Origin of the sequence: Fulvivirga ligni, from assembly GCF_021389935.1 — a bacterium.
Classification (GTDB): Bacteria; Bacteroidota; Bacteroidia; order Cytophagales; family Cyclobacteriaceae; genus Fulvivirga; species Fulvivirga ligni.
In genome coordinates, this window is record NZ_CP089979.1 from 4,717,885 (window position 1) to 4,744,513 (window position 26,629).

A 26,629-nucleotide genomic window follows, 5' to 3' on the forward strand; every position below is an offset into this window, starting at 1 on the left:
AATTACGTGTTTACTGTACCATCTTCCTGCTCAATAGTTTTCACAATCACTGCGTCCTTATCCGGCCGTATTTTGTGGCCTATTTCCCGCGAGTAGACGTAAGTAAACTCAGCTCCAAAAAGAAGAATTACTGAAGAATAATATACCCAAACTAATAACAGCACTAATGATCCTGCGGCACCATAAGCGGTACTTACAGAGCTGTTACCTAAGTAAAACCCGATTAGATATTTACCCAAAGTAAAGAGCAAAGTGGTGACAAATGCACCTACCCACACATCACGCCATTCTATCTTGGCGTCAGGCAATACCTTAAAGATCATGGCAAACACCAAAGTGATCACCGCCAGTGAGAAGATAATATTCACACCTGAAATGATATAGTAGGTGGCCCCGCTGAAGAGTTCTGTTAATATATTATTGAAGACTACAATCAAAGTATCTACCACTAGTGAAACCAGCAATAAAAATCCGATACTGATGATCATAGCTAATGAAAGCAGTCTGTTAACTATAAATTTAATAATGCCTTTTTCTGGTTTCGGTTTAATGCCCCAAACGCAGTTAAGGCCGTTTTGAAGAGACACAAATACGGTGGTAGCACTGAAAATCAAAGTACCTATACCTACAATTTTTGCTATCAACGAATCTCCCAGACCATTCGCGTTGGCCATGATCTTATCTATGGTCTCCGCGCTTGACTGGCCAAATAGATTAGAAATTTCATTGATGAGGTTGGTTCTTACTACCTGGTCTTCATAGGCCGATCCTGCAATAGAAACGGTGATAATGAGGATAGCAGGTAATGAAAATATGGTGTAAAAAGCTATGGATGAACTATAGCTCATAGGGTCATCTGCGATAAACTCCTTTACGGTATGCTTAATAACTTTCCAGTAATCCATGCCCAGCTTTTTCAAATTCACTTTTTAAATATTTTGTTCACCTTCTTCTTTAACTTGCCAGATCGCTCATTGTTATAAAGGTCGTCTCTAAGCACGTAGCTCACAGGTTTTAATTCTTTATAATGTTCACAAGCCACCTTCAGCACTGCCGTATAGGGTAAGAACAAAATCATACCTGGGATACCCCAGATAAGACCACCAGCGATTAACGCAAGAATGGCCACCAAAGCGTTAAGGTTTAGATTACCGCCTACAATTTTAGGGCTCAGGAAGTTGCCTTCTAAAATTTGAACAAACCAGAAGATAAGAATCACACCCAGAGGATACCAGATGGAGTCATATGTCATAAATGCATATATAGTAGGTATAGCGCCACCGGTCATGGTGCCCACATAAGGAATTATGGCTAAGAATGCAGCCAAAAAACCGAAGAATATAGCATAGTCAATACCCAAAGCAAGCAAACCTATACTATTCAGCACACCCAAAATTAAGATCAGCGTAAACATTCCTGTTAGGTACTTCTGCCCTACTCTCTGCATATCATTGATCATGTGCGCATATGATTCTCGCTTATCCTCAGCAGCAAAATTCACAAAAGCACACTTTAAACCATGTCTGTATAGGAGAATCAAAAATGTGTAAATAATGGTAAGTACAAGGCCAGTGATAAATGCAGTGGTACCATTAAGAGTTGACTTAACCAATCCGTCAGATTTGCTGGAGAACCACTCCTTACTCATCTGCATCAAATCCTCCTCTTTTACTTCAGGGAGAATGGGTATTTTTTGATTAACAAAGGTGGTTACAGTAGCCAGTATTTCATGAATTCGATTCCGAAAATCATCAAATTCCTGAACTATTTTTACTATCTGCGAGCTAAAAAGGAATATAATTCCCATGAGAAGTATCGCTACAGATAACATAGTCCAAAGGATGGACCACATCCGGGCCACTCCTTTGGACTCAATAAATCTACTAACGGGATAAAGTATAAATGAGATGAGCAGTGCAAAAGCTAATGGCACTATCACCGTTCTACCAAAGAATAATATAAGTACTACTCCAAAGAAAGAAATAAGAACATAGTACACCTGCTTAATGGAAAAGCTCATATTGGCTTCCATTTCATCTGTTTTAGCCACCCCGAAAGTTATGTTTAATTAAATATTATGTAAGTTGATTGTCAATACTGGCACATCAGAATCCATGCTCAACTCTTCTGCCAGGCTATGAGAAAATACTCTGAAGAAGCTATCTTCTGCATGTGTAAGTACAGCCAAAAGTGAAGCTGATTTTTCATGAGCAAAATTGATAAGACCTTTCTCCACATTAGGAGCTTCTACCACCGTAATGGAGTTGCTTAATATGTTGTGCTTTGTAGTGAAAGCAGAAAGTTTCTTTTCAATATCGATTTTGTCATTGATAGACTTGGTCACATGAACAATATGCAGCTCAGCACCAAAACTCTCGACTAAATCTTTTAGATAAGCTGCAGCCTGAGTGAAGTTATCATGACGATCTTTTTCAGTGTCAATACCTAAAACGATATTGCCAAAAGATGGCTTTGTATATTTATCTTTTAGGGTGATCACAGGGCAGCTGGCTCTTTCTATTACCTGCTCAGCATGGTTTCCAGAGAAGAATTCATCTACAGACTCCTCTCCGCTAGTACCCATAACAATAAGATCAATAGAGTTTTTCTTTACATACTCATCGATACCGTCCTTCAGCTCTTCGCCGTAAACTTCAAAGTTTACCACTCTTTCTTCGCTTCCGTAGCCATACTTACTAGCTAGCTGTTTTAAGCCGCTGAAGTTCTTCTTTACCAGCTGAATAGTGAAGAGATTTTCTTCATCACTATATTTTTTATCCAACTCACCTGTAGCGGTAAATGACTCACCGTAAGGATGATCTGTAAAGTTTACTAAATAGATTTCGGCTTTAGTGATATCTGCAATATCTGACGCCATTTTCAAAGCGTTTTCAGAAATATCGCTTAAATCAGAGGGCACAAGAATTCGTTTCATAGTGATGTTGTAGTTTAATTAATTAAAATCTTAGAAAAAATCGAACCAAAATTACACAGTGGTCCTAAGATGATAAATAAACAGATTTTGCCTATCAAATAGAAATGATTTGCAATAAATTCGTGTAATTAATTCCACAATAAAGTAGAAGAAATTTTAACACTAACTACATCTGAAACTGGAAACGGGATAATACTTATTTGAAGGGAAGGTGCTTTACAAACACAAGCATGGCAGAGTTAGTAAAAATCACTAAATCTTCTTTTACTTCATTATTATCAGGAGCTTGAGGAAGCGTAATTTCAGTCTTGTTAGAAGCCAAAACTTCCGTAGACTCTGATACAAAAATTTTAACCCAGCAGAAGCACGACACCATAATAAACAGGCTCGCCAGAGTACAAACTATAACTCTCTCTAAAGATATTTGCTTAAGGTTTAACATGTTTTGTAAGGGGTTGTTTTAATGTACAGACTGATATTCTGATTTAAATGTTACATGAAAGTGGAACTTTTTTCAATGTAAATCAATTTTTTTTCATGTTATAAGTCAATGTAGCAACATTATTCTCCCTGAAGAGGTCTCTCCATACTTATACGCTCTTCATCAGAACATGGCAATAAAGCAGGCAAATCAGCTAATTCAGCTACTTTTTTCAAATCTAACTTGAGCACTTTGAAACCATCTGCCGATTTCCATACACCATGAATTTCTTTAGCAAAATCATCTTCAAGACTCACTAATTTAGCTTCAGCAGTAGCTACATAGTCTTGGTTTTCATCATAAATAACAATGCCTATAGCGGTATGCTCCTGATTTAATCTTCCTTTATAGGTATAAAACTTACCTTGGTTTTTAAGTATATAAGATCCTATCACCTCTTTCTTATCTATCCTTAAGTTAAACTCAAGAGGTTCCTTATTACCTAGCTTTCCCTGATAATATAATACGCCATCGCTACCTTTATCTTCCACCTGCCCCAATGCCGCAAACCCGATAAATAGTAAGCCCCATACTAATGTGATTGCCACCTTATTCATTAAATTTCATGTTTAGGTAATTACGAAAATTACTAAATAAATCTTTAATTATAGCAGCTACGAAAAAGAAAAATCAACTAAATAGCAGAGGAGCTGTAAGAATTCTCACACTAAACATACCAGTATATAGAATAGCTGATACTTGAACTTGAAACTAACTGAGCAACAATTTCTTGACATTCTAGATGAAAATCAAAACATCATTCACAAAGTGTGTAGTATGTACACGCGCTGTAGTGAAGATCACAATGATTTATTTCAAGAGATCATGCTGCAACTATGGAAAGGGTATACTCGCTTTAAAGGTGATGCTAAAATCACCACATGGATGTATAGAGTGAGTTTATATACTGCCATCTCCATTTATAAAAAGAAGAAATTCAGACAAGAAGTACAGGATACGGTATTGCATGTAAAGAATGAAAGTGAAGAACATGATCCCTATCAATACGAAAATCTTAACCTGGCCATTGAATCACTTTCTAAGACTAATAAGGCCTTAATAATACTTTATCTGGATGAGAAATCTTACAAAGAAATAGCAGAGATCATGGAGATTTCTGAAAGTAACGTTGGTGTAAAAATCAACAGAATAAAGAAGCAATTGAAAGACATTTTAAACCAGCTGTAATGACACTTGAAAATCTCAAAAAAGACTGGAATGAAAAAACTCAGCATGCGAAATACAGCAAAGCAGAGCTGGAAAGCATTTTTGAAATGCGAACTAAACGTTCCATGAAAAAGCTGAATACGAACATGCTCATGGACGCCATTTTCATGATGCTAACCACCGTGGCATTCATTGCAATAAGCTATGCTTTAGGCCTGGAGAATCTATTATGGATTAGCTGCGGCATGGTAAGTATAGCCTGCACACTACTGATTCATTACAAAATAAAGTACAGGTCCTTAAATCATCTCAACTTTGAAGATCAAGGGATTCGATCTGCGCTGAGCAAGTCACTGAACAGACTTACAATGTATATTAAACTTTATAAAGTGGCTGTACCAACAATAAGCACAATCCTTTACCTCTCCTATCTGATTCAGCTCAACTACTACAAGCATCAATCGCTATTTAGCAAAGAACTACTCACTTGGAAGCTTGCAGTAGCACCGGTGGTATTCTTTGCTTCTTATCTACTAGTTATCACTTTAATCCGATTGATGTACAAGAAGACTTTAGAAGATATCAAGCTTCACCTTAGCCAGCTTAAGCAGGCGGAACATTGATATAACCTTCAAATATTGAAGGAAAAAGGGCCATGATTATGAATACACCAATTATGATAGCGATAAAAAAGAATATAAAGCCAATAATATAAGTTAGAATACCTTTTACAGCATTGGCTACTTTATTTCCATCATAGAATGTGGATGCAGCAAAAGCTACGTAGATAACGCTTAATGCCATCATGAGCACGGACGAAGTCCAGTGAAAGAACTTAAATGCAAACAGCTGGATAATATTAAAGAACATTAGGTGGCCTTGCACAAAAAAGACAAACACTCCCGTTTCTACGAAATTATAGCCTTTCTTTCTGAAAACCAGGTAGGTTCCCAATAGAAAGAAAGGAACCATTATAAAGGTTAAAACTCTATAGTATTCCATCACCTTCTTATGAAAACCCTGAACATTGCCCGCATCACCTTCTGGAGAAACCATAGAACTATTCATATCTTGACTTAGCTCAGAAAGATCTACATTTAAAATACTAGCCAGCAACAGAAATATGGTCAACATGATGAACATATAACCTACAGGCCCAAGGTATTTTACTCTATTGCCCTCTATGTATGACTTAACTACTTTACCAGGGTTTAAAGTAAGCCCAACCACCGTATTAGAAAACTTACTATCTACACCTAAAAAGCGCTGATTGAATTCCTCTAAAAAAACACTCCAGGTGAGGCGCTTTTTCACTAAAGGCTGAGCACAGTTAGAACAGTAGTTACCAGTAATTTCGTGAGAGCAGTTAATACAGTTAGGCATAGTTGATCTTTAAAACCTCAAATATAAGGGACTTTACATCATGTGTCCAGCCAAACTTTAAAATCATTCACCCTATCCCTACTCACTATAACGTCTTCATCATCAATACCTTGGAGAACTATTCGCAAGCGGCTGTTAGAATAGCTGATAATGTCAGTAAAAGATTCATGCGAAATGATATATTTCCTGTTTATTCGGAAAAACATCTGTGGGTCCAGCATGCCCTCAAGCTTCTCTAAAGGGTGATCCAAAATGTAGTTTTTACCCTCTCGGGTATGGCAATAACTGGCCTTGTCTCTACTAAAAAAATACAATATATCGCCAGTGGCTATTGACTTGATATGCTCGCCAACTTTCACTATAAAGCGGCTTTTATGTTTATTAGTGAGCATATTCATGGCTGAGCTAATCTGATCAAGCGCTTTATGCTCATCCACTTTACTGTCTACTAAATTCTTCCATTTATCAATAGCATCAGCAAGCTCTTCCTCATCTATCGGTTTCAGCAAATAATCGATACTGTTCACCTTAAATGCCTTTAGAGCATACTCATCAAAGGCCGTGGTGAAGATTACCGGAGCAGGCACTTCCACATGCTCAAATATTTCAAAGCTAATACCATCAGCAAGCTGAATATCCATGAAAATCAATTCTGGCTTATCCACAGCGCTATGAAACCAGTTTATTGCATTTTTAACCGAATCTATCTTATCCAGCACAATAGCTGACGCACTATATTCTAAAAGCAGCTTTTCCAATCGGGCCGCTGCCGGTCTTTCATCCTCAATTATTAATACTCTCATGCATTGATTTTTAAGAGCGGTAGTTTCACTGTAAACCTTTCTCCCTCACCTACAATCTCTACGGCTTTATCTGAAACAAATAAATAGCGAGATTGGATATTCTGAAGCCCAGTTTTTGACGACTCTTCCTTAATAATATTTTTCTTCTGAAGGTTATTCGAAACCACCAGCATCTCTCCTTCCTGATAAATTTCTATGTGTAGCGGCTCATCTACTGATATGATATTATGCTTTATGGCATTCTCAACCAGCATCTGCACTGATAGTGGTACTATTTTATAATCCTTGGCGGCTATATTCATTGAAAAATCAAGGCCCTCTTCATATCTTATTTTTTGCAAAAACACATAAGATTCCACAAACTTGAGTTCCGTTTCGAGAGACACCAGCTCCTGATCTTTCGTTTCTAACACATAACGATATACCTGAGACAGTTTCTTTATAAACTTGGCCGCCATATCCTGATCTTCATACACAAGATTGGTAAGCGCATTTAAACTATTAAATAAAAAGTGAGGGTTCACCTGGTTCTTTAGCGATTCATATTTAGAAACGGCAGCTTCCTTCTTCATCTGCTCAGAATCTATAGCCAGCTGACGCCATGAAATAAGAAACTTATGACTATGCAAAACCAAACTGACCAGTAAAGAAATGAAAATAGCGTAAATAACAGTATCAGAAGCATTACCCCAGGTAAAGCCTAATGACTTTTCCAGGAAATAAATTAAAAACCAAGCGGCAAGTGTAGTGAATATTGTATGACCTAAAACCCCAAAGGCCAACCTTTTCCCTGGCTCTTTAAGCCATGAAAACTGCCTATCCACTAATGCACTTACATAAAAATTTCCTTTGTATCCTAAAATCCAGAAAAGACTGCAAATGATGATCGAATCAAAAAGCTTATCAGGGTCTGTCATACAATCCAGACATACCATAAAGCCATTCACAATGCCCAGAGCAATGATAATGATGAACTCTTTGATCTCCTTTAGGACCTTTTCTTTTGTGAACACTTGATTAGCCATCCTGAAATTTATATAATATTTATAAAGATGTAATGAAAACAGCAGCGCCCTTCAATTTTTATTTCAAAAGTTGAAGGGCGCTGCTACTTGATTATCAATATTTTACTGAACAGTAATAGAGATAGATTTATCTTCCTGAAGGTCTACTTTTGTTTGACTATACTCAGCGGGTCCATACAAGCTGGGAGCATTATTAGAGAAACCATACTTTTCTATTGGCCCCATATCTCCAAAATCCAGCGTGTTATTCATATTTTCATCATGAACTACTGCCACGGCATATTCTCCGGGCTCTAAGTCGGTAAATTCTATGGTTTTGATTCCACTTGATAAATCCAGCTTTTCAACTTTATAAGCCTTTTTTAAATAATCAGTAGAGTTATTAAAAAGGCTCACCATTAACTGACCTTTATTATCTTTTATTCCTGCCACATCTACTTTTAAAGTCACTGTATTCTGAGCATTAGCACCTATGGCTACCATTAGAGCTAAAATTAATAATGTTGATTTCATTCTTTCGTTGTTTTGATTGACAATACCAAGGTGGCCATAATTCAGGATAAATTAAATTTCTATTTACCGAATGGTAGTATTCGCCTACCGAATTGTAGACTTAGCCAGATAAATTTTTCAGGAGCTGTAAGTTTCTGACATAAAGCTGCAACCTATAGGATATAATTTGTAAACTGCTCTTGCGTGAGCAGCATCTATTTTTATGACAAAAACTGCTTTTTTAAACATTATAGAACAAAACCAGAACCTGATTTATAAGATCTGCCGGATGTACCGAGACACTAAGGAAGATCAGGAGGATTTATTTCAGGACATTGTTTACCAGCTGGTTAAAGCCTTTCCGGAGTACAGACAAGAAGCTAAAATCAGTACCTGGATGTACCGCATAGCCTTAAACACCGCCCTGGCCACTTTCAGAAAGAAGAAGGTAAGCCTGGAGTATGAAAATGAAATACCTGAAAAGTTTCATCCTCACACTTCAGAGGGCAAATCAGAGAAGGAAGAGCTCATGTATTGGGCACTAAAGCAACTTTCACTTACTGATAGAGCCATTATTTCTCTCTACCTGGAAGACTATAATTATGACGAAATAGCCGATGTAATAGGTATTACCAATAATTACGTGGGAGTCAAAATCAATAGAATAAAAGAAAAACTTAAAACATTAATTGCAAGAAATCATGACTAGCATAGAAGACTTCAAATCAGAATGGCAAAACTCTGAAAGCTCTGCGGCTAAAGACCTTGACACCATTCACGAAATGGCCACAAAGCAAAAGAATCAGGTTTTCAATAGAGTTAACCTCAGGTTTGCCATTGAGCTTATTTCATTTACCATTTTGGCCATAGTTTATGATGACTGGTTCGATCTCAACAGAAAGCCTTCGTGGGCCTATATTACCTTTGTAATTGCCCTGGGGCTATTTATCATCAACCACGTTATAGCACTTGTTTCGCTTAACATTGAAACTGACTATAGATTAAAAGATTTTATAGCGAACAAACTTCGTCAGTTAAGAAAGTTATCGAAGTCATCATTAATTGTATCAGGGCTATTTGCGGCTGCATTCATTGTTTCTTTTTCTTCAGGATTAGATTTGAATAGATCTAAAATCATGGTGATCCTAGCCCTGGTAATTATAAATCTGGTGGCTCTGGTAATATCACAAAAAAAATGGTCCTCCAGAATAAGTCATTTAGAGCAAATTCTGGAGGACCTGAAATAATGATGAATGCTTTTAGTTAAGGTCGAGGATACACATCGTAGTCATCGGCCTTTTCTTTCCATGTAGCTTCCATGGCCTTCACCCTGTCTGGGTGCTGATCAGCCAGGTTATGTAATTCCGTTCTGTCCTCAGCAAGATTATAAAGCTGCCATGGTGAGTTATCATCTAGCTGGACCAGCTTCCAATCTCCCTGACGAATGGCCTTACTGCCAAAGTGCTCCCAGAATACAAATTCAGGATCTGGTCGCTCTCCTGTTTTGAAAATAGGCACTAACGAGTGTCCCTGCTCAGGAGTAATCTCTTTACCCTTATAGGTGGTAGGATACTGGGTCTCAGCCAGATCCACGCAAGTAGCCATGATATCTACCACATGCCCTACTTCTTTATTTATTGAGTTTTTATCTTTTATCACATCTGGCCAGTAAGCAATCATTGGTGTACAAATGCCTCCTTCAAACACCTTAGACTTCCAATACCTAAAAGGAACGTTCACAGAATGAGCCCACTGTGGCCCTATGGCCGAGTTCACCGTTTGCGGACCTGATAAGTGCTTCTTCTTTACAGGGAAGTAAACTTCTTTACCATCACGCGTACTTCCTGCACGATCAAATCCAGGACCGTATTGAGAAGATCTTTCGTAGCTAGCACCATTGTCAGACATAAAAAGAATTAAGGTATTGTCCATTTCTCCAGATTCCTCAAGCTTAGCAATTAGCTTACCGATGCCCTGATCCATCCTATCTACCATGGCAGCATGCACAGCCATAGCATTTGCATCCCACTCCTGATCCGGATCGGTTTCCCAATTCTTATCTTTGAACATCCACTCAGGTAATTCGGCATGCTCTTCGTCGAAAAGGCCCAACTCAAGCTGTCTCTTATATCTCGCTTTTCTTAATGCCTGCCAGCCATCTTTATACTTGTCTTTATACTTAGCAATATCTTCAGGACGTGCCTGCAATGGCCAGTGAGGTGCACAGTGCGCTACATACAAGAAGAATGGCTCATCCTGCTTAGCAAATTGGTCTACATATGCCACCGCAGAATCTGAAATAGCATCAGTATGATAATAATCCTCTGGCACCTCCATCACCTGCTCCTTGCCATTCACCAGGCTAAAAGGATCAAAATAATCAACTACACCCCAGATGTTTCCATAATATTTATCGAAACCTCGTGCTGTAGGATAAGACGCTGTATCTGAAAACGGCCCATAATTCTCCTGATGGGCTAACCATTTCAGTTGCTTATCATGCTCCAGACTTGGAGTTTCTGACACATGCCATTTACCAACCATTCCTGTGTTATAGCCTGCCTGTTTCAAAACCTCTGCTACTGTCACAGTATTTACTTTCAGGAAACCTCTATAACCGGGTTTGCCAGTATCCATAGTCATTCTACCTATTCCTGCCTGGTGAGAATAAAGGCCAGTAAGTAAAGATGCTCGGGTAGGGCAACATCTCGATGTATTATAAAACTGAGTAAAGCGCATACCATTGGCCGCCAGTTTATCCAGGTTAGGTGTATTAATCTCGCCTCCATAACATCCCAAATCCGAATAACCAAGGTCATCAGCAAGGATCACCACTATGTTGGGTCTATCTTTTTTTGTACTTGTAGTTGCTTCATCTGCTTCCTCCACCTTAGAAGATTGGAGCTGACTGTTGCAGCTTGCGCCAATAAATGAAACAAAAAGCAAAAGAGTAAATCGTTTTAGCGTAGTAGAAGAGCGTAATTTTTCAAGGGGTCTGATTTTCAAAATATTAAGAATTTAATGATTAATAGTATGAAATGTGAATTTAAGTACCGCTGACTGACTGATAGACGGACAAGGACGCTTAACTCTGTAAGCTTACTAATTTTTCATATTTAATACAAGCTGGTATTTAAAAGCCTCAAACTGTTTCTTGATCCATAAACGGTTTAGTATCATTGCTGCATGATAAACTTTTCCAGGCCCACCATAGACCTTATTAGACAAACCTTTAGTGAGAACACTTACACGGATTCCTTCCCTAAGGCTATTCTGGATTTGATTTATGATCATAAACTATTTAAGATATTTATTCCCACACAATTAGGAGGACTAGAGTGCTCGTTACCTGAAGGATTAAAAATCCTTGAACTTAGCGCTTATATAGATGGCGACTTCGGCTGGGCAGTGCAAATTGGAGCTGGAGGTGGCTATTTCACAGGCTTCCTTCAACCGGAGGTGGCTAGCAGATATGTAGCTGAGCCTGAATTTGTTATAGCAGGTAGTGGGGTACCGGGTGGAGAAGCAAAACTTTCTGGGGATGAGTTTAAGGTTTCTGGTAAATGGAAATATTGTAGTGGAAGCCATTATGCCACTTTATTCACTGCCAACTGCGTACTAAATGGCTCCGATGATATTAAAGCCTTCGCATTTGATCCTTCTCAAGTGAGCATAGAAAATGACTGGGAAGCATATGGCATGCAAAGTACACTTTCTCATTCTATTATAGTAAATGACAGCTCGGTAAATAAGCATATGACCTTTAGTAGTGATGAATTAATCAACGACTATGGTTATAACATTTACCATTTTCCTTTCATGGAATTTGCTCGCACCTGCATAGTATCTGTAATGATTGGCTGCTTTAATCACCTACTTAATGAGGCCAATAACTTCTTTCACAGTGGCACATTTACCCCTGAAAGACACGAGGCCTTGGAAAAATTATTGACTTCGATAGAGATTGAAAATGGTCAGCACGCAGAAAAATTTGAAAGTAGCGTAAAACAAGCCTGGGATAAGGTTGATAGTGACAGCCTGGCTGCTCAGCTTAGCGAACTGAATCAGGTAATTGATCAATATATTAGTTTCATCAACATTCAGTCATTTACCCTATTTAACCTGGTAGGTATGGCAGCCACAGCTTCTAACAGTTCTTTCAATAAAATATGGAGAGATCTTACCACAGCTGCACAGCATATCTTAATGAAAACCTATCAGTAAAATCAAGCTTCAATATTTGCGTAAGCATCTTGCGCTCAAGCATCTTTGGCTTATTTTTGCGGCATGGAATTTAGCCACGATGTATTTCTCAAAAAGCTAGCTCAGACTACGCACTTCCCTATTTTATTAGATATAGCAAGAGCTGAAGGCAGCTATATGTATGCTCCAGACGGCACCTCATACCTTGATATGATATCAGGTGTGGGCGTTAGCAACATTGGCCATCGTCATCCGCACGTGGTGAAACGCATCAAAGAACAAGTAGATAAGCATTTGCATGTAATGGTTTATGGAGAGTTTGTACAATCAGCATCCAATTTGCTGGCAGCCAAACTTACCAGCGTTTTACCTTCCAATCTCAACTGTTGTTATTTTACTAATAGTGGCACTGAGGCCAATGAAGGTGCCCTTAAACTAGCTAAAAGATACACTGGAAGATCTGAAATTATATCATTCAGAGGATCTTATCATGGCAGTACTCATGGCTCCTTAAGTGTATCAGGTAATGAAACTAAAAAGAGAGCTTTCAGACCGCTATTGCCCGATGTTAAGTTCATCAATTTCAATGTAATGGCTGACCTTGAGAACATTACTGAAAAGACTGCCTGCGTTATCATGGAGACCATACAAGGGGATGCCGGGGTGCGCATACCATCACAAGAGTATATGAAAGCGCTGCGAGCCAAGTGTACAGAAACTGGTACAGTTTTAATCTTTGATGAAATACAAACTGGTATCGGCCGTACTGGCAAGCTATTCGGATTTGAGCATTATGATGTGGTTCCAGATGTAATTACCAGTGCTAAGGGCTTGGGCGGTGGATTGCCCATAGGTACATTCATTGCCTCTTACGAAATGATGGATTCACTAGCTCATGATCCTATGCTGGGGCACATCACCACTTTTGGCGGAAACCCTGTATGTTGTGCATCTGCACTGGCAGTGCTTGAAGCCATAGAAAATGAAAACATGCTTGAGGAAGTAGAAAGGAAAGGTCAACTCATTGAAAGCCTGCTCCAGCATTCTAAAATATTAGAAATAAGACGTAAGGGACTCATGTTCGCCATAGACTTCCCTACTCAGGAAGATGTGTTTAAAATAGCGAAATACTGTTTGGAAAGAGGCGTACTCACCTTCTGGTTCTTATCCATACCAAACAGCTTCCGAATTGCCCCTCCTATCAACATTTCGTATGAAGATATCCAAAAGGGTTGTAAGATCATTAAAGAGGCCTTTGATCAAATATGACATAAGTTAAGGAGCGACTATCTCTTCGAAAATCTCATATCAATTATTAAAAATTACATAGCTAACTATAACTGCAATAACAGTATTATAAATTATTGCTAAATCGATTTATTTAAAATAATCTTCTATATTCGCGCTCTCATCTATGTGTAGGGTCTCCTAAGACCAGACATATAACTGTATTTTTAGTTGTGATGCGCTTTAATTAATACATGATAATGAACATGACCATTATTATAAATGGATTACAATAATGTTCTTCGCGTTATTGATTTTGAGAACCCTAAGACAGTATTAAGAAAATGTCTAACAGTGCATTCAGAGATTTAAATGAAATAAAAGGAATTTACAGTGAGCCCATTCACAATCAGGCTGACCTGAATCATTTTTTGGCCTCATTAGATAGAATGCCTTTGAGCTTTTACACTCAAGTGTTATTGATTTCCTCCAGGCTTAAAATAGACTTTGAAGCCAGCAAATCAATATTAGAAGAATTCCACACCAATAACTTTCATGAAACGGCTGTAGGATTTTAATTTAGAAATACCACTTTCACTTTCATCTATAAAAAAAGGGGTCTTAATTTTAAGACCCCTTTTTCATTTCATATTATTTTCAAGGATTAGTAAGCTCTTACCAGCTTACCTTCCATATAATTCACAAAAGACTGATTAGCTACTCTGGTTCCACCAGGCGTAGGGAAGTTACCTGTAAAGTACCAATCTCCGCTATGATTAGGACAAGCCTTGTGAAGGTTATCTACAGTTTGATAAATTACCTCTAGCTCGGCGGTCATACCTTCTGGTTTCACTATCTCTGCCACTTTGTTAGAAATCTGCTCATAAGTAAACTGATCCCAAAGCTTATTGATATGATTTATATTTTCTTTGCGCTGAAGTGCTCCTTTACAAAACTCATATACCTCATCAAGTAAATCCTCTTTACCATAATCCTTAATGAGTTCTACCATAGCTCTAAAAGCTACAAACTCACTCATCTTAGACATATCTATTCCATAGCAATCAGGGAAACGTATTTGAGGAGCTGATGACACTATCACCACCTTTTTAGGCTCCAGACGATTCACCATAGTTAGGATACTCTTTTCAAGAGTGGTTCCTCTCACAATGGAGTCATCTACAATTACCAAAGTATCTTTTCCCTTGTTGATTACTTCGTAGGTAGTATCATAAACATGAGCCACCATTTCATCTCTATGCTCATCATCAGCAATGAAGGTACGGAGCTTGGCATCTTTTAATACAATTTTCTCCACTCTGGTACGGAAAGAAAGAAAATCTTCCATATTACCCATGTGAGGCTTTCCATCTAGCACCACCTCTTTTCTCTTGGCACTCAGGTAGTCTTCAACTCCTTGTAATAAGCCTAAGAAAGCCGTTTCTGCCGTATTTGGGATGTATGAGAAAACAGTGTTTTTAAGATCGAAATTGATAGACTTAAGAATCTGAGGCACTAACAACCTGCCTAAATTCTTTCGTTCGTTATATATATCTGGGTCAGTACCTCTGGAGAAGTAGATTCTTTCGAAACTACATGAGCTCTTCTTTATAGGCTCTATGAACTTCTTCTGGCTGTATTCCCCATCCTTCTTTATTATCAATGCATGCCCAGGATCAATTTCTTTAATTTGATCATAATCAACATTAAAAGCCGTTTTAATAGCCGGCTTTTCTGAGGCTACTACAACTATCTCATCATCAGCATAATAGTAAGCGGGACGAATACCTGCAGGATCACGTGCTACAAAAGCATCTCCATGCCCTACCATACCTGCCATGGCATAACCACCATCAAAATCTTTACAAGCTCTACTCAGTACTTTTTGTAGATCAAGCTCACTTTCAATTACTTCAGTGATCTCCTGATTGGTGTAGTGCTCCTTGTATTTTCTGAAGATATCGTTATTCTCTTCATCCAAAAAGTGGCCTATTTTTTCCATTACGGTTACGGTATCCACTTTTTCTTTAGGGTGCTGACCTAGCTTCACCAATATATCAAAAAGGTGATCAACGTTAGTCATATTGAAGTTACCCGCAACTACGAGGTTACGACTTCTCCAGTTATTCTGGCGTAAAAAAGGATGACAGTTTTCAATGCTGTTCTTTCCATGCGTACCATAACGCAAGTGACCAAGCCACAACTCACCGGTGAAAGCACAGTTTTCTTTCATCCAGGTTTCATCGTAATAGTTATCCTTTCCTTCCTTCGAAGCTTTTTTATACTTCTTAGCAATCTTTTCGAAAATGGATTTTATCGGTTCCTGGTCAATAGAACGATACCTACTAATGTATCTTAAACCCGGCTTTTGGCCGATTTTGATGTTAGCGATCCCGACCCCGTCCTGGCCTCGGTTGCGCTGCTTTTCCATCAAAATATACATTTTGTTTACTGCGTAGGTGGGTGATCCGTACTTTTCAATGAAGTATGAAAGTGGTTTTCTGAGCCTGACCATGGCTATACCACATTCGTGTTTAATGCTGTCGCTCATATCACTGTTTAAAATGCAAAGCTAACACTATTAATTATCCTCATCAAACTATCTGGTTTAAAGAATAATAACAATAACGCTACAACCAAAAAGAATCCTAAAAAATTCTGCAATGAGAATATTAATTGGCCTTCTTTCTGGATTTCAGATTTTTTAAAGATTATAAAATAAGGAAGCTTGAGATAGTAAAATAATGATATCACCGTATTCAACAACCCAAAAATAAGCAGGTAAAAAGCCCAGTCATTTCCAGAATGACTATAGCTCTCCCATAATGAACTAAACAGCAAAAACTTACCTGTAAAGCCCACCGTTGGCGGTAGTCCTGTTAATGATATCATCACTATCACCATGGCAATAGCAAAGGCAGGGTGTGAATTTACCATACCCTTATAATCTTCCAACTTGGTATACCCTAACTTACGCTCTGCCTCATTGATGAATAGAAAAGCAGCCATATTCATCAAAAGATAAACGAACGAGTAAAATAGTATAGCTCTATAGGCTGTTTCGCTAAAGGCTACCAGGCCAATTAACAAAAATCCTGAATGAGCAATAGATGAGTAAGCCAGAATACGCTTAACATTATTTTGCCATAGAGCACTGAAATTACCAATGGTAATGGTGAGCATGGCAATCACTGATAGGATAGCTATCCAGCTCACCGGAGCATTGCCAAATAGCTGTATGGACATGATCCATTTCATAAGGATACCCATTCCCGCTAGTTTAGGAACTATGGAGAAATAAGCAGCTATAGGCGTTGGTGCCGCTGTGTAAACATCCGGAGCCCAAATATGCATGGGTGCAGCAGAAATCTTATAAAGCAATCCAGCCAATGTGAGTACAGTAGCAATGGTGAAAGGCAGGCTATGAGCCATAAGCAACTTTTCTACAAACTGCATATTATCAAAGCTCAAAGTGCCGGTCATAGCATAAATCCATGACATGCCGTAGAGCATAACTCCTGAAGCTGCCGCACCAAAAAGTAAGTATTTAATAGCGGCCTCCTTCGATGCACTATTAAATGAAAATGCTGTTAAAATATAAGCAGAGATAGATAGAAGCTCTATAGCCAGATAGATGGTGAGTAGGTTGTGCGCCATCACCAAAACATTGGCACCTAAAAGGATACTGAAAATGAGCACATAATACTCACTGCTCTTATCTTTCAAATGCTGATTATAATACCCCATAAGAACCGTAAAGATGGCTCCAGATACGAAGATTATCTTCCAGAAAACGGCAGCAGCATCCAAACGGAGCATATTATTGAATAATGGCAACCCTGACTCAGCATCATTCCAATAATGCCATTGATTAATAAGCAGCAGGGCTATTCCTACCAAAGCCAACAGAGAAATAGCTCTATAAAAACCTTCTAATTTTCCTGATTTAAAAAGACCAGCAATAAGCACAACTATAATGGCTATAACTATGGCTATTTCCGGCAGAAAGAATTGAAGGCTTTCTGTTATGATCGATAGCTTGTCGTGTAAATTGCTCACCTTATTTCTGCTGAACTAGTTCTGCCGCATGCTGTGTAACAAGATCTGTGAATACAGCTACAGACTGATTAATAATATCTAGTAAAAATCCTGGAAATATCCCCATAACCAAGGCCAGGATCACAAGAGGCGCAAGCATTAAATACTCTCTGGCATTAAGGTCAGAAAGAACACTTTCACCAAGCTTAATTTTAGTAAAGAACTTACCGAAGAACATTCTTTGGATAGTCCACAAATAGTAGGCAGCACTAAACACCAAACCTAGCGCGGCTACCACTGTCATCCATTTAGGTAAAAGGCCATTGATCATGCTAGAGTTGAAAGAACCCAACAGCACAAAAATCTCGGCTATAAATCCTGAGAAACCAGGTAAACCTAATGATGCAAAGAAAAAGATAACGGCAAAAATGGTGTATTTAGGCATTTTAGAAACAAGACCGGAATAGTTCTCAATCATTCTGTCATGTCCTCTTTCATAGATTACACCTACAATTAAGAATAGCGCGGCCGAAATAACACCATGACTCACCATTTGATAAACTGCTCCGCTGATCCCCTCGGTAGTAACAGAAGCCAGGCCTAACAGCACAAACCCCATGTGAGAAACAGATGAATAAGCAATCATCTTCTTCAGGTCCTTGCTGGCCAATGCATTTAAGGCTCCATAAATGATAGATATTACTCCAAAAAGCCCCATCCACCAGGCATAGTGAACGGCACCATCCGGGATGATGGTAAAAGCCGTACGCATAAGACCATAACCACCTATTTTCAGAAGCACTCCTGCTAAGATCACAGATATTGGAGTTGGAGCCTCCACGTGAGCATCAGGCAACCAGGTATGTAAAGGCACTACCGGTATTTTAATGGCAAAGCCAATGAATAGCAATAAGAACATAAGCATCCTTCCCTCCTGGCCCAGTATCATCTTCACTACCTTATAATCCATGATGGATCCTGGAATATAGTTTGCCGGATTGGCCATGTGAACCATATTAAAGGTATGAACCATGTTCTGCTCTTCTATTTGCCCCGTAGCCAGAGCTTGCTGAACCTGTCCTATTACCTCGCCAGAAACATTCAACTTACTTTCAGCCAGGCCTGCATTCACAGCTGTAGCTGCAGGATCTATAACCGATAAGTTCAGCGCTATCATCACAATAAGGATAAATACAGAGCCTAGTAATGTATAAAGAAAGAACTTGATAGAGGCATATTCTCTTCTTACACCACCCCATAATCCGATGAGGAAATACATCGGCAAGAGCATAAATTCAAAGAAGAGATAAAATAACAGGAAGTCTAACGATAGAAAACAGCCTAAAATGGCTCCATTTAATAGTAATAATAAACTGAAATATCCTTTTTCCTTTTGGTTGATATTCCATGAAGCGATGGTACCGATTAGCATCACCACCACAGACAGTAGAAGCATGCTCATATTTAAACCATCAACTCCTATCAGGTAGTCAGCTGAAATGTGTCCAAGTGATGACAAGCTGATATCAAACCATGGTACATTCTCGACGAATTGAAAGCCATTGAGGTCATTAACACCAGCCATTGAACCATCATAAGCGCAATACAACACCACAGCCAAAATAGTTTGTACAGATGCTATAGCCAGTGCTATATATTTAAATACATTCTTAAACTGCCCTGGCAATAGGGCTACCACTAGTGACGCCACCAGAGGCAAGAATATAAGTATTGAAAGCAAATAATTATTAAGCATTAAACTACCAGATTATCCAAAAAATGAATATTAAAATACCCACAAACGCCAAAGCGATATAGCTTTGCACTTTTCCTCCCTGTATCGATTTGGTCATAAGCCCTACCCGCCCCGCAAAGAAAACGGAAAAATTGACAAATCCATCTACAATAGCACGGTCCACCCAGCCCACTATATGAGCCAATATTATGTTGAACGTTGCGAACTTATCAATAAAGTAGTCCAGGACTTTGGCCTCAAAAACTTGCAGTCTTCGAGAAATCCACTCCACCGGACTTACAATGAATCGATTATAAATATTATCTAAATACCAATTATTAAATGATAGCCATTGCCAGAAATTTCTGGCTCCTTCACGGTTGTAGTAATTTATGGCGTAATTACTCTTAGGCCTGTAGATAAACCAAGCCACCGCAGCACCTATCACGATCATACTGATAGAGATCACTGTTACTTGCAGGTGATTGGCTTCCGTTAATTCTGCTAAATGCTCCTGCCAATTACTATTGATTCCTGGCACTACAATTTCAGGTACTTGCAAAGCCTCCAGAAACCAGCTCAAGCCATGGTTTAATGGATTCAATGACCATATAAATCCGAGCGACATTACAGCAAGGATAATTAAAGCTGATTTCATTACCCATGGCACGTCTTTCACCTCGATTTTCTTATCAATGGCCTTTTCTTCTGCTATTCTAAAGTCACCAAAGAATACCAGTAAAAGCTGCCTCACCATGTACAAAGCAGTCAGTACCACCGTAAGAAACCCTAGATCAGGCACTAAATAATGCCATGAGATAGTGTTTTCTGACATCACATCTGCCCAAGCATATGCTCCCGATAATAACGCATCTTTAGAAAGGAATCCGGAGAAAAATGGAATACCGATCAGTGCTAAGGTAGACACCAGATATGCCGTAAAAGTCACTGGTAATTTCTTCCTTAAGCCACCCATATTTCTCATGTCCTGAGCATCGAAGTGCACATGAGCCCTATGCTCATAATCATGAAGTGCATGAATCACTGCCCCTGCGGAAAGGAAAAGACAGGCTTTAAAAAATGCATGAGTAAACAAATGGAACAAGGCGGCATCATATGCTCCCACGCCCATTCCCATAAGCATGTAGCCAAGCTGAGAGATTGTAGAGAATGCCAATACCTTTTTAATATCATGTTGGGCCAAAGCTGCAATTGCTCCCATAAAGGCGGTGATTCCTCCAATTGTGGCTATCACCGTGAGTGCATCTACACTGAGCAATGGAAAAGATCTGGCCATTAAATATACACCCGCAGCCACCATGGTAGCGGCGTGAATCAATGCAGAAACAGGTGTAGGACCTTCCATAGCATCTGGTAGCCAAACTTGTAATGGAAACTGCGCTGACTTACCCATGGCTCCAAGAAAAAGGCAGATACCCGCTACGGTGAGCCATACCATATCCAGGCCATGTGCCCCAGCAACCCATTGACCATCAATAACCTCAGAGGCTGACATTAAACTTTTAAGCGCCTCAATATCCAGGGTATTGAACTGAATCCATAGAATAGAGAGACCAATGATAAAACCAACGTCTCCCACTCTATTAACGATAAATGCTTTTTTAGCGGCTTGCGTGGCACTGTGCTTATGATTCCAATGGCTGATAAGCAGATAAGATGAAAGACCTACTAGCTCCCAGAAGATAAAGATAATCAGCAGGTTATCTGCTAGTATAATGCCAAGCATTGAAAAAGTAAACAGCCCCAGAAAGCCGTAATATTTCTTATATCCTGCATCTCCATCCATGTAAGCCGTGGAGAAAAGATGCACCAAAAATGAAATAACAGTAACTACTACCAGCATTAAGGCGGCAGGATCATCCAGTAAGACTCCTACAGTAAATGGTGGTAATTTAGCGATAGAAAACCATTCTATCCTACTATGAAAATCAGGGCCTAACCATTTAGAAACCAGTAGATACACTGAAATAATGCTGGCCACTAAGGTGAGGAAGATCCCCACAAAAGAAGCCACCTTCTCCTGCGACTTAGGAATTAGGGATACAATAATAAAGCTCAATAATGGCAATAACAGAACCAATACGCAAAGTATGGTAGGTTGGCTCCAGGCCAAAGGTTGAAGTAGTTCTGTTAGGTTGATCACTTATCCTTTAAGTTGATTAATCTTATCTAAATCAGTGGTATTAAAATATTTGTATAGTTTCAATACTATGGCCAGACCTACGGCTGCTTCTGCCGCCGCCATTACGATCACAAATAGCGCGAAGAATTGACCATCCAAAGAAATTAGATTAATTCGGTTTACGGCAACAAAGTTAATATTAGCAGCATTTAAAACCAGCTCCACCCCCATCAAAACCATGATCACATTCTTTTTTGTAAGAATAATGGCTATTCCGATGCAGAAAAGCGCTGCGGCAAGAATAAAATAATGTTCACTACTCATCGATACCTGGTTTTTTGTAGCCTGAAATCACTGCTGCTCCTACTAATGCTACCAGTAAAACTATAGCTGCTATCTCAAATGGCAGCAGATAATCTGACATAAGCTGCACACCTAGTTGATTTACATTATTCTGCTTTACTGATCCTGAAGGAATACTACTAAAATTGATTTTTAAAATGCCATAGAAAAGTACTGCAAACAGCGCTACACTAATAATCAGGCCCAAAAACCTATTATGCGAGCTGGTCACTATCCCATCCTGAGTGATTTTGTTAGTTAACATCACTCCAAATATCAGCAGCACCACAATCCCACCTACATAAATCATCAGTTGAGTTACTGCTAAAAACTCAGCCTGAGCCAACACATATACGGCGGCCACACACAGAAATGTTGCTACCAATGCGAAAGCGGCATATAACAAGTTTCTTGTAAATAGAATGAACCCAGCAGATATCACCGCCAGGGCAGCAAACATATAAAACAGAATATCAATTAGCACTATCGTCTCCTTTCTCATCCTCCGAAGGCTTCGGCTTTATCACCGGCTTCGGTTTCATTTTAGGTATAAACTTCGGCTTTGCCTTAGCTTCCGGCTTTGCCTCCTCGTTATCCGTATTTTCTGTCTTCGGCTTCAATTTCGGTTTCATCTTAGGGATGAACTTTGGCTTTGGCTTAGACTCAGATGTGGCTTCCTCGCTATCTGAGCTTTCAGTTTTAGGCTTGGCCATTGGTTTTGGCATTGCTGCCTTTGGTTTGGATACAACCGAAGCAGATTTCGTAGCTGTATCAGCTTTAGCTGCAGCTTTATTTTTTTCAAACTCTTCCAGTTCTTGCTTTTTAGTAAGTATTTCCAGCGGAGTCATTGTAGCAAACGAGTACGTATGATCATCCACATCATATTCACTAAAATCAAAGGCCTTGGTCATGGTAAGACATTCCGTTGGGCATACGGTAGTACAAAGGCCACAGAAGCAGCACTTACCCATGTCTATATCAAACTTAGCAGCATAAATACGTTTAGCAGTACCATCGGAAGTTTTGCCGTAAGTACTAACTGCTTTTATAGGATCTATTTCAATGCAATCTACCGGGCATATTTTGGCACATTTATCACAAACTATGCAATCATCAATCTCATTATGAAGTCTGTACCTGCCATTATCAGGAATGGGAAGGCTCTCGTGCGGATACTGGACCGTAACCAGACCGTCTTGATGCTCAAAGTAATTATCACTGCTCACATCCTTATTCTGAACCGTGTGGCGAGCCGTGTTCATATGTTTGAATGTAAGCTTCAGCCCTGTCCACAAGGTAGAAATAGAATTTCCGATATTTTTGAAGTAGGCCGTCATAAAAACTACTTATAGGTTAGTTGATTTTTCAAACATCATTTACCTACAAATATTGAGTACGATTTTAAAGAAATGCAAGGATAAGTGAAAATTCCTTAAAATAAAGGTTCTTTTTTTACTGTGAATGTAAAAGTTGTTCCTTCGTTTTCCTTACTCTCTACCAATAATTCGCCCCCCATACGCTCTATAAACTCTTTACAAAGCTTTAAGCCCAATCCAGTACCTTCTTCATTTTCAGTACCTCGGGTAGTATGAAGACCTGATTTATCGAAGAGATGTGTTACTTGCTCTTCACTCATGCCTATTCCGTTATCTGTAACTCTTACGTACAACCAGTCATTTGATTTATCTTCGGCAGTAATTTCAACAAAGCCTGAAGCCTCAGTAAATTTGATGGCGTTAGATATAAGATTTCTGATGACCAGGTCCAGCATATTTCTATCTGTTCTTACCTGCTCTTCTTCATCTATCTTATTAAAGAATTGAATGTGTTTATCGTTGGTCTCACGGAAGAAGGTAATATTCTCTTCCACCAGCTCTTTTAGATCCAGAGTTTCATTTTGAATGGTGAGTTCATCCATTTGAACCATAGCCCAGTCTAGTAGATTACCCAGAAGCTTCTTGGCGTTTTCTAATCTGGCCTTGAGGACCTTGGTATGTTCTCTTAACTCCTCTTGAGTAATATGTCCACTGTCAATAATGGTTAGAATTCCTACCAGAGCATTGATAGGAGACCTTAAATCATGTGATAAAATGGAAAAGAACTTATCTTTCATAGCGAGCAGACTAGCCATCTCCCGGCTTTGCTCTTCCATTTCTTCCTGATGTTTGATCAAGAGCATGTTAATTTTCTTTCTCCTTACACCACTTCTGTATAGGGTGATGAGCAGCACTGCAGTAAAAGCTAAAATCACCACCAGAATATTTCTGAAGAATTCTTCGTTCTTCAACTGGTTATTACGCTGTTCCTCCTTCTGGTTCAAATAGGCGATCTCGATGTCTTTATTAGCCGTTTCATATTTGATTTGAATCTGAGCAAACTGTTCAGATTTCTTTTCTCCAAACAGGCTGTCTTGCAAGGCCTTATACTTTTTATAGTAATCTAATGAGGTTTCAAACATCTTACGATGCTCATAATAATTGGAAAGCTCCAGATAACATTTAATCATCAGCTCTCGGCTATCCAGCGATTCTGCCATTTCCAATGAATGATTCAAGCTCTTAATGGCCTTCTCGTAGTTTGGCACCTTTACGTAAACAATACCTTTACCAAGCTCCGCTTCAGCGATTCCAATTCGCCCCTCCACTTTTTCATACAATACCTGTGCACTATCATGATACTGCAAGGCCATCTGAAACTTTTCAGATTTCTCATAGGCCTGAGCCAGTTTATGCATGATCTGAGGCTCCAGAACGGTGATAGAAAGTTCTCGACAAACCAGAAGTGCCTCATTCAACTTCTCCAATGCTTTCTCATATTGCCCCTCTAAGATTAGAATTTCGCCGATATCATGGTATGAGTAAGCAGTACCCTCCTTATCCCCTATTCTACGACTCATCTTAAGTGAATTTTCTATGTATTCCATGGCCTTTTCCAGCTGCCCCATAGATTTCAGGACCCGCCCAATATTATAGGTGGAAATAGCCACAGCCAAAGTATCTCCTGATTTCTCTGCCTCTTTTAAACTGGTCTGATAGTATTCGAAGGCATCATTAAAAAGATCAAGATCATAATAATCTTCGCCTATATTGTTCAGCGCACTTACGATCCAGGTAAGGTCTTTCATTTTACGAGCCAGTCGTAAATTCTCTAGATCGTATTTGAGGGCTTGTCTATAGTTACTCTGAATGTTATAAAAAACAGCCAACTTCTCTGAAGTAATAGCTTGGTAAACATCATTTTCCATGTTTACGGCTAAATCATATGCTTTTTGTGTAAGGAAAATGCTGGTATCTACATTATTGAAGCCATACTCATCGATTAAATGCAATAATCGTTTCATCCTGGCCGAATCAGAAAGCAATGGATCTTCCAGTCCAGAAAGCTGAGTCTCCAGGTTGAGCACCGTATTAGATTGGCCCAGCAGTGGGGTGAAAGAGGTGATTAGTATAAGTAAGATGTAAAGCCTTCTATTCAAATAAATAGCATTAAATCATAAACATACGCCAAACAGCACACAGTAATAATACCACTAATGCCATGGGCGTTAAATATTTCCAACCTATAGTCATAAGTTGATCTATTCTCACTCTAGGATAGGTCCACCTAACCCAGATTTGTATTAATACCATAACTAATGACTTGGTAATCAACCAAAAAGCACTCCAGGCATGTCCGGCTATTGTGCCTACTTCTCCAGTGGTCCAATCTGCTAGTCTTACTCCTCCAATATTTGGCAGTGGTGAATTCCAGCTTCCTAAGAATAAAATTACTGCTAAAAAGCTCACTAATAGCATCATACCATACTCGGCTAACATAATTACCGACCATCTAAATCCTGAGTACTCAGTTTGAAAACCTGCCACCAATTCAGATTCTGCCTCCGGCAAATCAAAAGGAGCTCTATTACTTTCTGCTAAAGAAGTAATGAAGAAAATTATCCAGGTCACAAACAAAACCGGTACTCTGAAGATATTCCAGCTTAAGATGCCTCCTATCTCGTTAATATTTATTCCCAAAGCTTTTATCCCAAACAGATAATTAGGCTCCGCACTGTCTGCCAATACACCTTGCTGCATGGAAATCTCCTGCAGATCTAAAGTTTGGGAGATCATTACCACGGATAAAACACTTATAGTTAATGGCACTTCGTAAGAGATAATCTGAGCCGCAGACCTCATGGCTCCGAACAAAGAGTATTTATTATTAGACGCCCAGCCAGCCATAATTATTCCGATCACGTCTAGTGAAACTATTGCCAACAGGAAAAACAGGCCTGTTTCTATACCAGCACCCTCCCAGCCTGATGTTACAGGCACCACGGCAAAACCAGCAAACACAAACGTAAAAATAATTACAGGAGCGATTAGAAAAAGCTTCCTATCGGCTTTGGTGGGTACAATATCTTCTTTTTGCAGCAGCTTGAGTAAGTCAGCAATGGTCTGTAGAATTCCGTAATATCCTACTTCCATTGGGCCAAAACGATCCTGAATAAAAGCAGAAACCTTTCTCTCGGCATAAATAGCTAAAACAGCAAATAGTAATAGAAAAGGAAGGAAAAAAAGGATGGTTGACATGTACAATTACTTAGCTGACGCGCAAATTAAAAAAATTACTGCTAATACTACAATCTAATGCTTTGAATATATTACCAAGCA

At 39.0% G+C, this 26,629-nt stretch carries 26 protein-coding genes; 7 read left to right on the plus strand and 19 right to left on the minus strand.

The window, feature by feature from the left end; translation table 11 throughout:
- Positions 1 to 2: 2 nt before the first annotated feature.
- The 5 genes from LVD16_RS19595 to LVD16_RS19615 form a co-directional block, all read right to left on the minus strand.
- Entirely contained in the window at positions 3 to 926 is a 924-nt protein-coding gene (locus LVD16_RS19595; protein ID WP_233769984.1) for a YihY/virulence factor BrkB family protein, read from the minus strand.
- Positions 923 to 2,050, minus strand: coding sequence for an AI-2E family transporter (locus tag LVD16_RS19600; RefSeq protein ID WP_233769985.1), 1,128 nt, complete (start codon positions 2,048 to 2,050; stop codon positions 923 to 925). The genes LVD16_RS19595 and LVD16_RS19600 overlap by 4 nt, the downstream gene beginning before the upstream one ends.
- Before the next feature lie 18 nt (positions 2,051 to 2,068).
- A complete protein-coding gene (locus LVD16_RS19605; RefSeq protein WP_233769986.1) occupies positions 2,069 to 2,935 on the minus strand; it encodes a universal stress protein in 867 nt (288 codons plus the stop codon).
- Positions 2,936 to 3,131: 196 nt separating this feature from the next.
- Entirely contained in the window at positions 3,132 to 3,377 is a 246-nt protein-coding gene (locus tag LVD16_RS19610) for a hypothetical protein (RefSeq protein ID WP_233769987.1), read from the minus strand.
- A 119-nt stretch (positions 3,378 to 3,496) separates the two neighbouring features.
- Positions 3,497 to 3,973 (minus strand): hypothetical protein, encoded by a 477-nt coding sequence (locus LVD16_RS19615; protein ID WP_233769988.1) that lies wholly within the window; start codon positions 3,971 to 3,973, stop codon positions 3,497 to 3,499.
- A 142-nt stretch (positions 3,974 to 4,115) separates the two neighbouring features.
- Here LVD16_RS19615 and LVD16_RS19620 point away from each other — a divergent pair, with 142 nt between their 5' ends.
- Both LVD16_RS19620 and LVD16_RS19625 read left to right on the plus strand, forming a co-directional pair.
- Complete coding sequence (locus LVD16_RS19620) at positions 4,116 to 4,604, plus strand: RNA polymerase sigma factor (RefSeq protein ID WP_233769989.1); 489 nt, start codon at positions 4,116 to 4,118, stop codon at positions 4,602 to 4,604.
- Positions 4,604 to 5,206, plus strand: coding sequence for a hypothetical protein (locus LVD16_RS19625; RefSeq protein ID WP_233769990.1), 603 nt, complete (start codon positions 4,604 to 4,606; stop codon positions 5,204 to 5,206). The genes LVD16_RS19620 and LVD16_RS19625 overlap by 1 nt, the downstream gene beginning before the upstream one ends.
- Here LVD16_RS19625 and LVD16_RS19630 read toward each other — a convergent pair.
- The 4 genes from LVD16_RS19630 to LVD16_RS19645 form a co-directional block, all read right to left on the minus strand.
- On the minus strand, positions 5,187 to 5,966 hold the full coding sequence (locus tag LVD16_RS19630; protein WP_233769991.1) for a DUF3667 domain-containing protein: 780 nt from the start codon (positions 5,964 to 5,966) through the stop codon (positions 5,187 to 5,189). The two genes, LVD16_RS19625 and LVD16_RS19630, sit on opposite strands and share 20 nt — an antisense overlap.
- Positions 5,967 to 6,004: 38 nt before the next feature.
- Positions 6,005 to 6,769: a LytR/AlgR family response regulator transcription factor gene (locus tag LVD16_RS19635; RefSeq protein ID WP_233769992.1), complete on the minus strand. Its 765-nt coding sequence runs from the start codon at positions 6,767 to 6,769 to the stop codon at positions 6,005 to 6,007.
- Positions 6,766 to 7,794 (minus strand): sensor histidine kinase, encoded by a 1,029-nt coding sequence (locus LVD16_RS19640; RefSeq protein ID WP_233769993.1) that lies wholly within the window; start codon positions 7,792 to 7,794, stop codon positions 6,766 to 6,768. Before LVD16_RS19640 ends, LVD16_RS19635 begins: the two co-directional genes overlap by 4 nt.
- A gap of 102 nt (positions 7,795 to 7,896) precedes the next feature.
- Positions 7,897 to 8,307 carry a DUF2141 domain-containing protein gene (locus tag LVD16_RS19645; RefSeq protein ID WP_233769994.1) on the minus strand — a complete coding sequence of 137 codons (411 nt, stop codon included), beginning with the start codon at positions 8,305 to 8,307 and terminating at the stop codon, positions 7,897 to 7,899.
- A 202-nt stretch (positions 8,308 to 8,509) separates the two neighbouring features.
- Here LVD16_RS19645 and LVD16_RS19650 point away from each other — a divergent pair, with 202 nt between their 5' ends.
- Entirely contained in the window at positions 8,510 to 8,995 is a 486-nt protein-coding gene (locus tag LVD16_RS19650; RefSeq protein ID WP_255697683.1) for an RNA polymerase sigma factor, read from the plus strand.
- A complete protein-coding gene (locus LVD16_RS19655) occupies positions 8,988 to 9,533 on the plus strand; it encodes a hypothetical protein (RefSeq protein ID WP_233769996.1) in 546 nt (181 codons plus the stop codon). Before LVD16_RS19650 ends, LVD16_RS19655 begins: the two co-directional genes overlap by 8 nt.
- A 16-nt stretch (positions 9,534 to 9,549) precedes the next feature.
- Here the strand turns inward: LVD16_RS19655 and LVD16_RS19660 are convergent, their stop codons facing one another.
- Entirely contained in the window at positions 9,550 to 11,292 is a 1,743-nt protein-coding gene (locus LVD16_RS19660; RefSeq protein WP_233769997.1) for an arylsulfatase, read from the minus strand.
- 180 nt (positions 11,293 to 11,472) lie between these two features.
- On the opposite strand from LVD16_RS19660, the gene LVD16_RS19665 reads away from it, so the two are divergent.
- From LVD16_RS19665 to LVD16_RS19675, 3 genes are all read left to right on the plus strand, one after another.
- Entirely contained in the window at positions 11,473 to 12,510 is a 1,038-nt protein-coding gene (locus LVD16_RS19665; RefSeq protein ID WP_233769998.1) for an acyl-CoA dehydrogenase family protein, read from the plus strand.
- A 63-nt stretch (positions 12,511 to 12,573) separates the two neighbouring features.
- Complete coding sequence (locus LVD16_RS19670; RefSeq protein WP_233769999.1) at positions 12,574 to 13,758, plus strand: aspartate aminotransferase family protein; 1,185 nt, start codon at positions 12,574 to 12,576, stop codon at positions 13,756 to 13,758.
- A 302-nt stretch (positions 13,759 to 14,060) separates the two neighbouring features.
- Positions 14,061 to 14,294 carry a hypothetical protein gene (locus tag LVD16_RS19675; protein WP_233770000.1) on the plus strand — a complete coding sequence of 78 codons (234 nt, stop codon included), beginning with the start codon at positions 14,061 to 14,063 and terminating at the stop codon, positions 14,292 to 14,294.
- An 86-nt stretch (positions 14,295 to 14,380) separates the two neighbouring features.
- Here LVD16_RS19675 and LVD16_RS19680 read toward each other — a convergent pair whose 3' ends face one another.
- The 9 genes from LVD16_RS19680 to LVD16_RS19720 all read right to left on the minus strand — a co-directional run bounded on the left by LVD16_RS19680 (position 14,381) and on the right by LVD16_RS19720 (position 26,548).
- Positions 14,381 to 16,267, minus strand: a complete 1,887-nt coding sequence (locus LVD16_RS19680) for an amidophosphoribosyltransferase (RefSeq protein ID WP_233770001.1) — start codon at positions 16,265 to 16,267, stop codon at positions 14,381 to 14,383.
- Between the two features lie 8 nt (positions 16,268 to 16,275).
- Entirely contained in the window at positions 16,276 to 17,775 is a 1,500-nt protein-coding gene (locus tag LVD16_RS19685) for an NADH-quinone oxidoreductase subunit N (protein WP_233770002.1), read from the minus strand.
- A 1-nt stretch (position 17,776) separates the two neighbouring features.
- A complete protein-coding gene (locus LVD16_RS19690) occupies positions 17,777 to 19,510 on the minus strand; it encodes a complex I subunit 4 family protein (RefSeq protein WP_233770003.1) in 1,734 nt (577 codons plus the stop codon).
- A 4-nt stretch (positions 19,511 to 19,514) separates the two neighbouring features.
- A complete protein-coding gene (gene nuoL, locus LVD16_RS19695; protein WP_233770004.1) occupies positions 19,515 to 21,653 on the minus strand; it encodes an NADH-quinone oxidoreductase subunit L in 2,139 nt (712 codons plus the stop codon).
- The gene (gene nuoK, locus LVD16_RS19700; protein WP_233770005.1) at positions 21,654 to 21,956 is read right to left on the minus strand and encodes an NADH-quinone oxidoreductase subunit NuoK; all 303 of its coding nucleotides are present in this window, start codon (positions 21,954 to 21,956) and stop codon (positions 21,654 to 21,656) included. It abuts the gene before it with no gap.
- The gene (locus tag LVD16_RS19705; protein WP_233770006.1) at positions 21,949 to 22,476 is read right to left on the minus strand and encodes an NADH-quinone oxidoreductase subunit J family protein; all 528 of its coding nucleotides are present in this window, start codon (positions 22,474 to 22,476) and stop codon (positions 21,949 to 21,951) included. The genes nuoK and LVD16_RS19705 overlap by 8 nt, the downstream gene beginning before the upstream one ends.
- Complete coding sequence (locus LVD16_RS19710; protein ID WP_233770007.1) at positions 22,448 to 23,311, minus strand: 4Fe-4S dicluster domain-containing protein; 864 nt, start codon at positions 23,309 to 23,311, stop codon at positions 22,448 to 22,450. The genes LVD16_RS19705 and LVD16_RS19710 overlap by 29 nt, the downstream gene beginning before the upstream one ends.
- 95 nt (positions 23,312 to 23,406) lie before the next feature.
- Entirely contained in the window at positions 23,407 to 25,449 is a 2,043-nt protein-coding gene (locus LVD16_RS19715; RefSeq protein WP_233770008.1) for a tetratricopeptide repeat-containing sensor histidine kinase, read from the minus strand.
- A gap of 10 nt (positions 25,450 to 25,459) precedes the next feature.
- Complete coding sequence (locus tag LVD16_RS19720; protein ID WP_233770009.1) at positions 25,460 to 26,548, minus strand: complex I subunit 1/NuoH family protein; 1,089 nt, start codon at positions 26,546 to 26,548, stop codon at positions 25,460 to 25,462.
- Positions 26,549 to 26,629 lie beyond the last annotated feature (81 nt).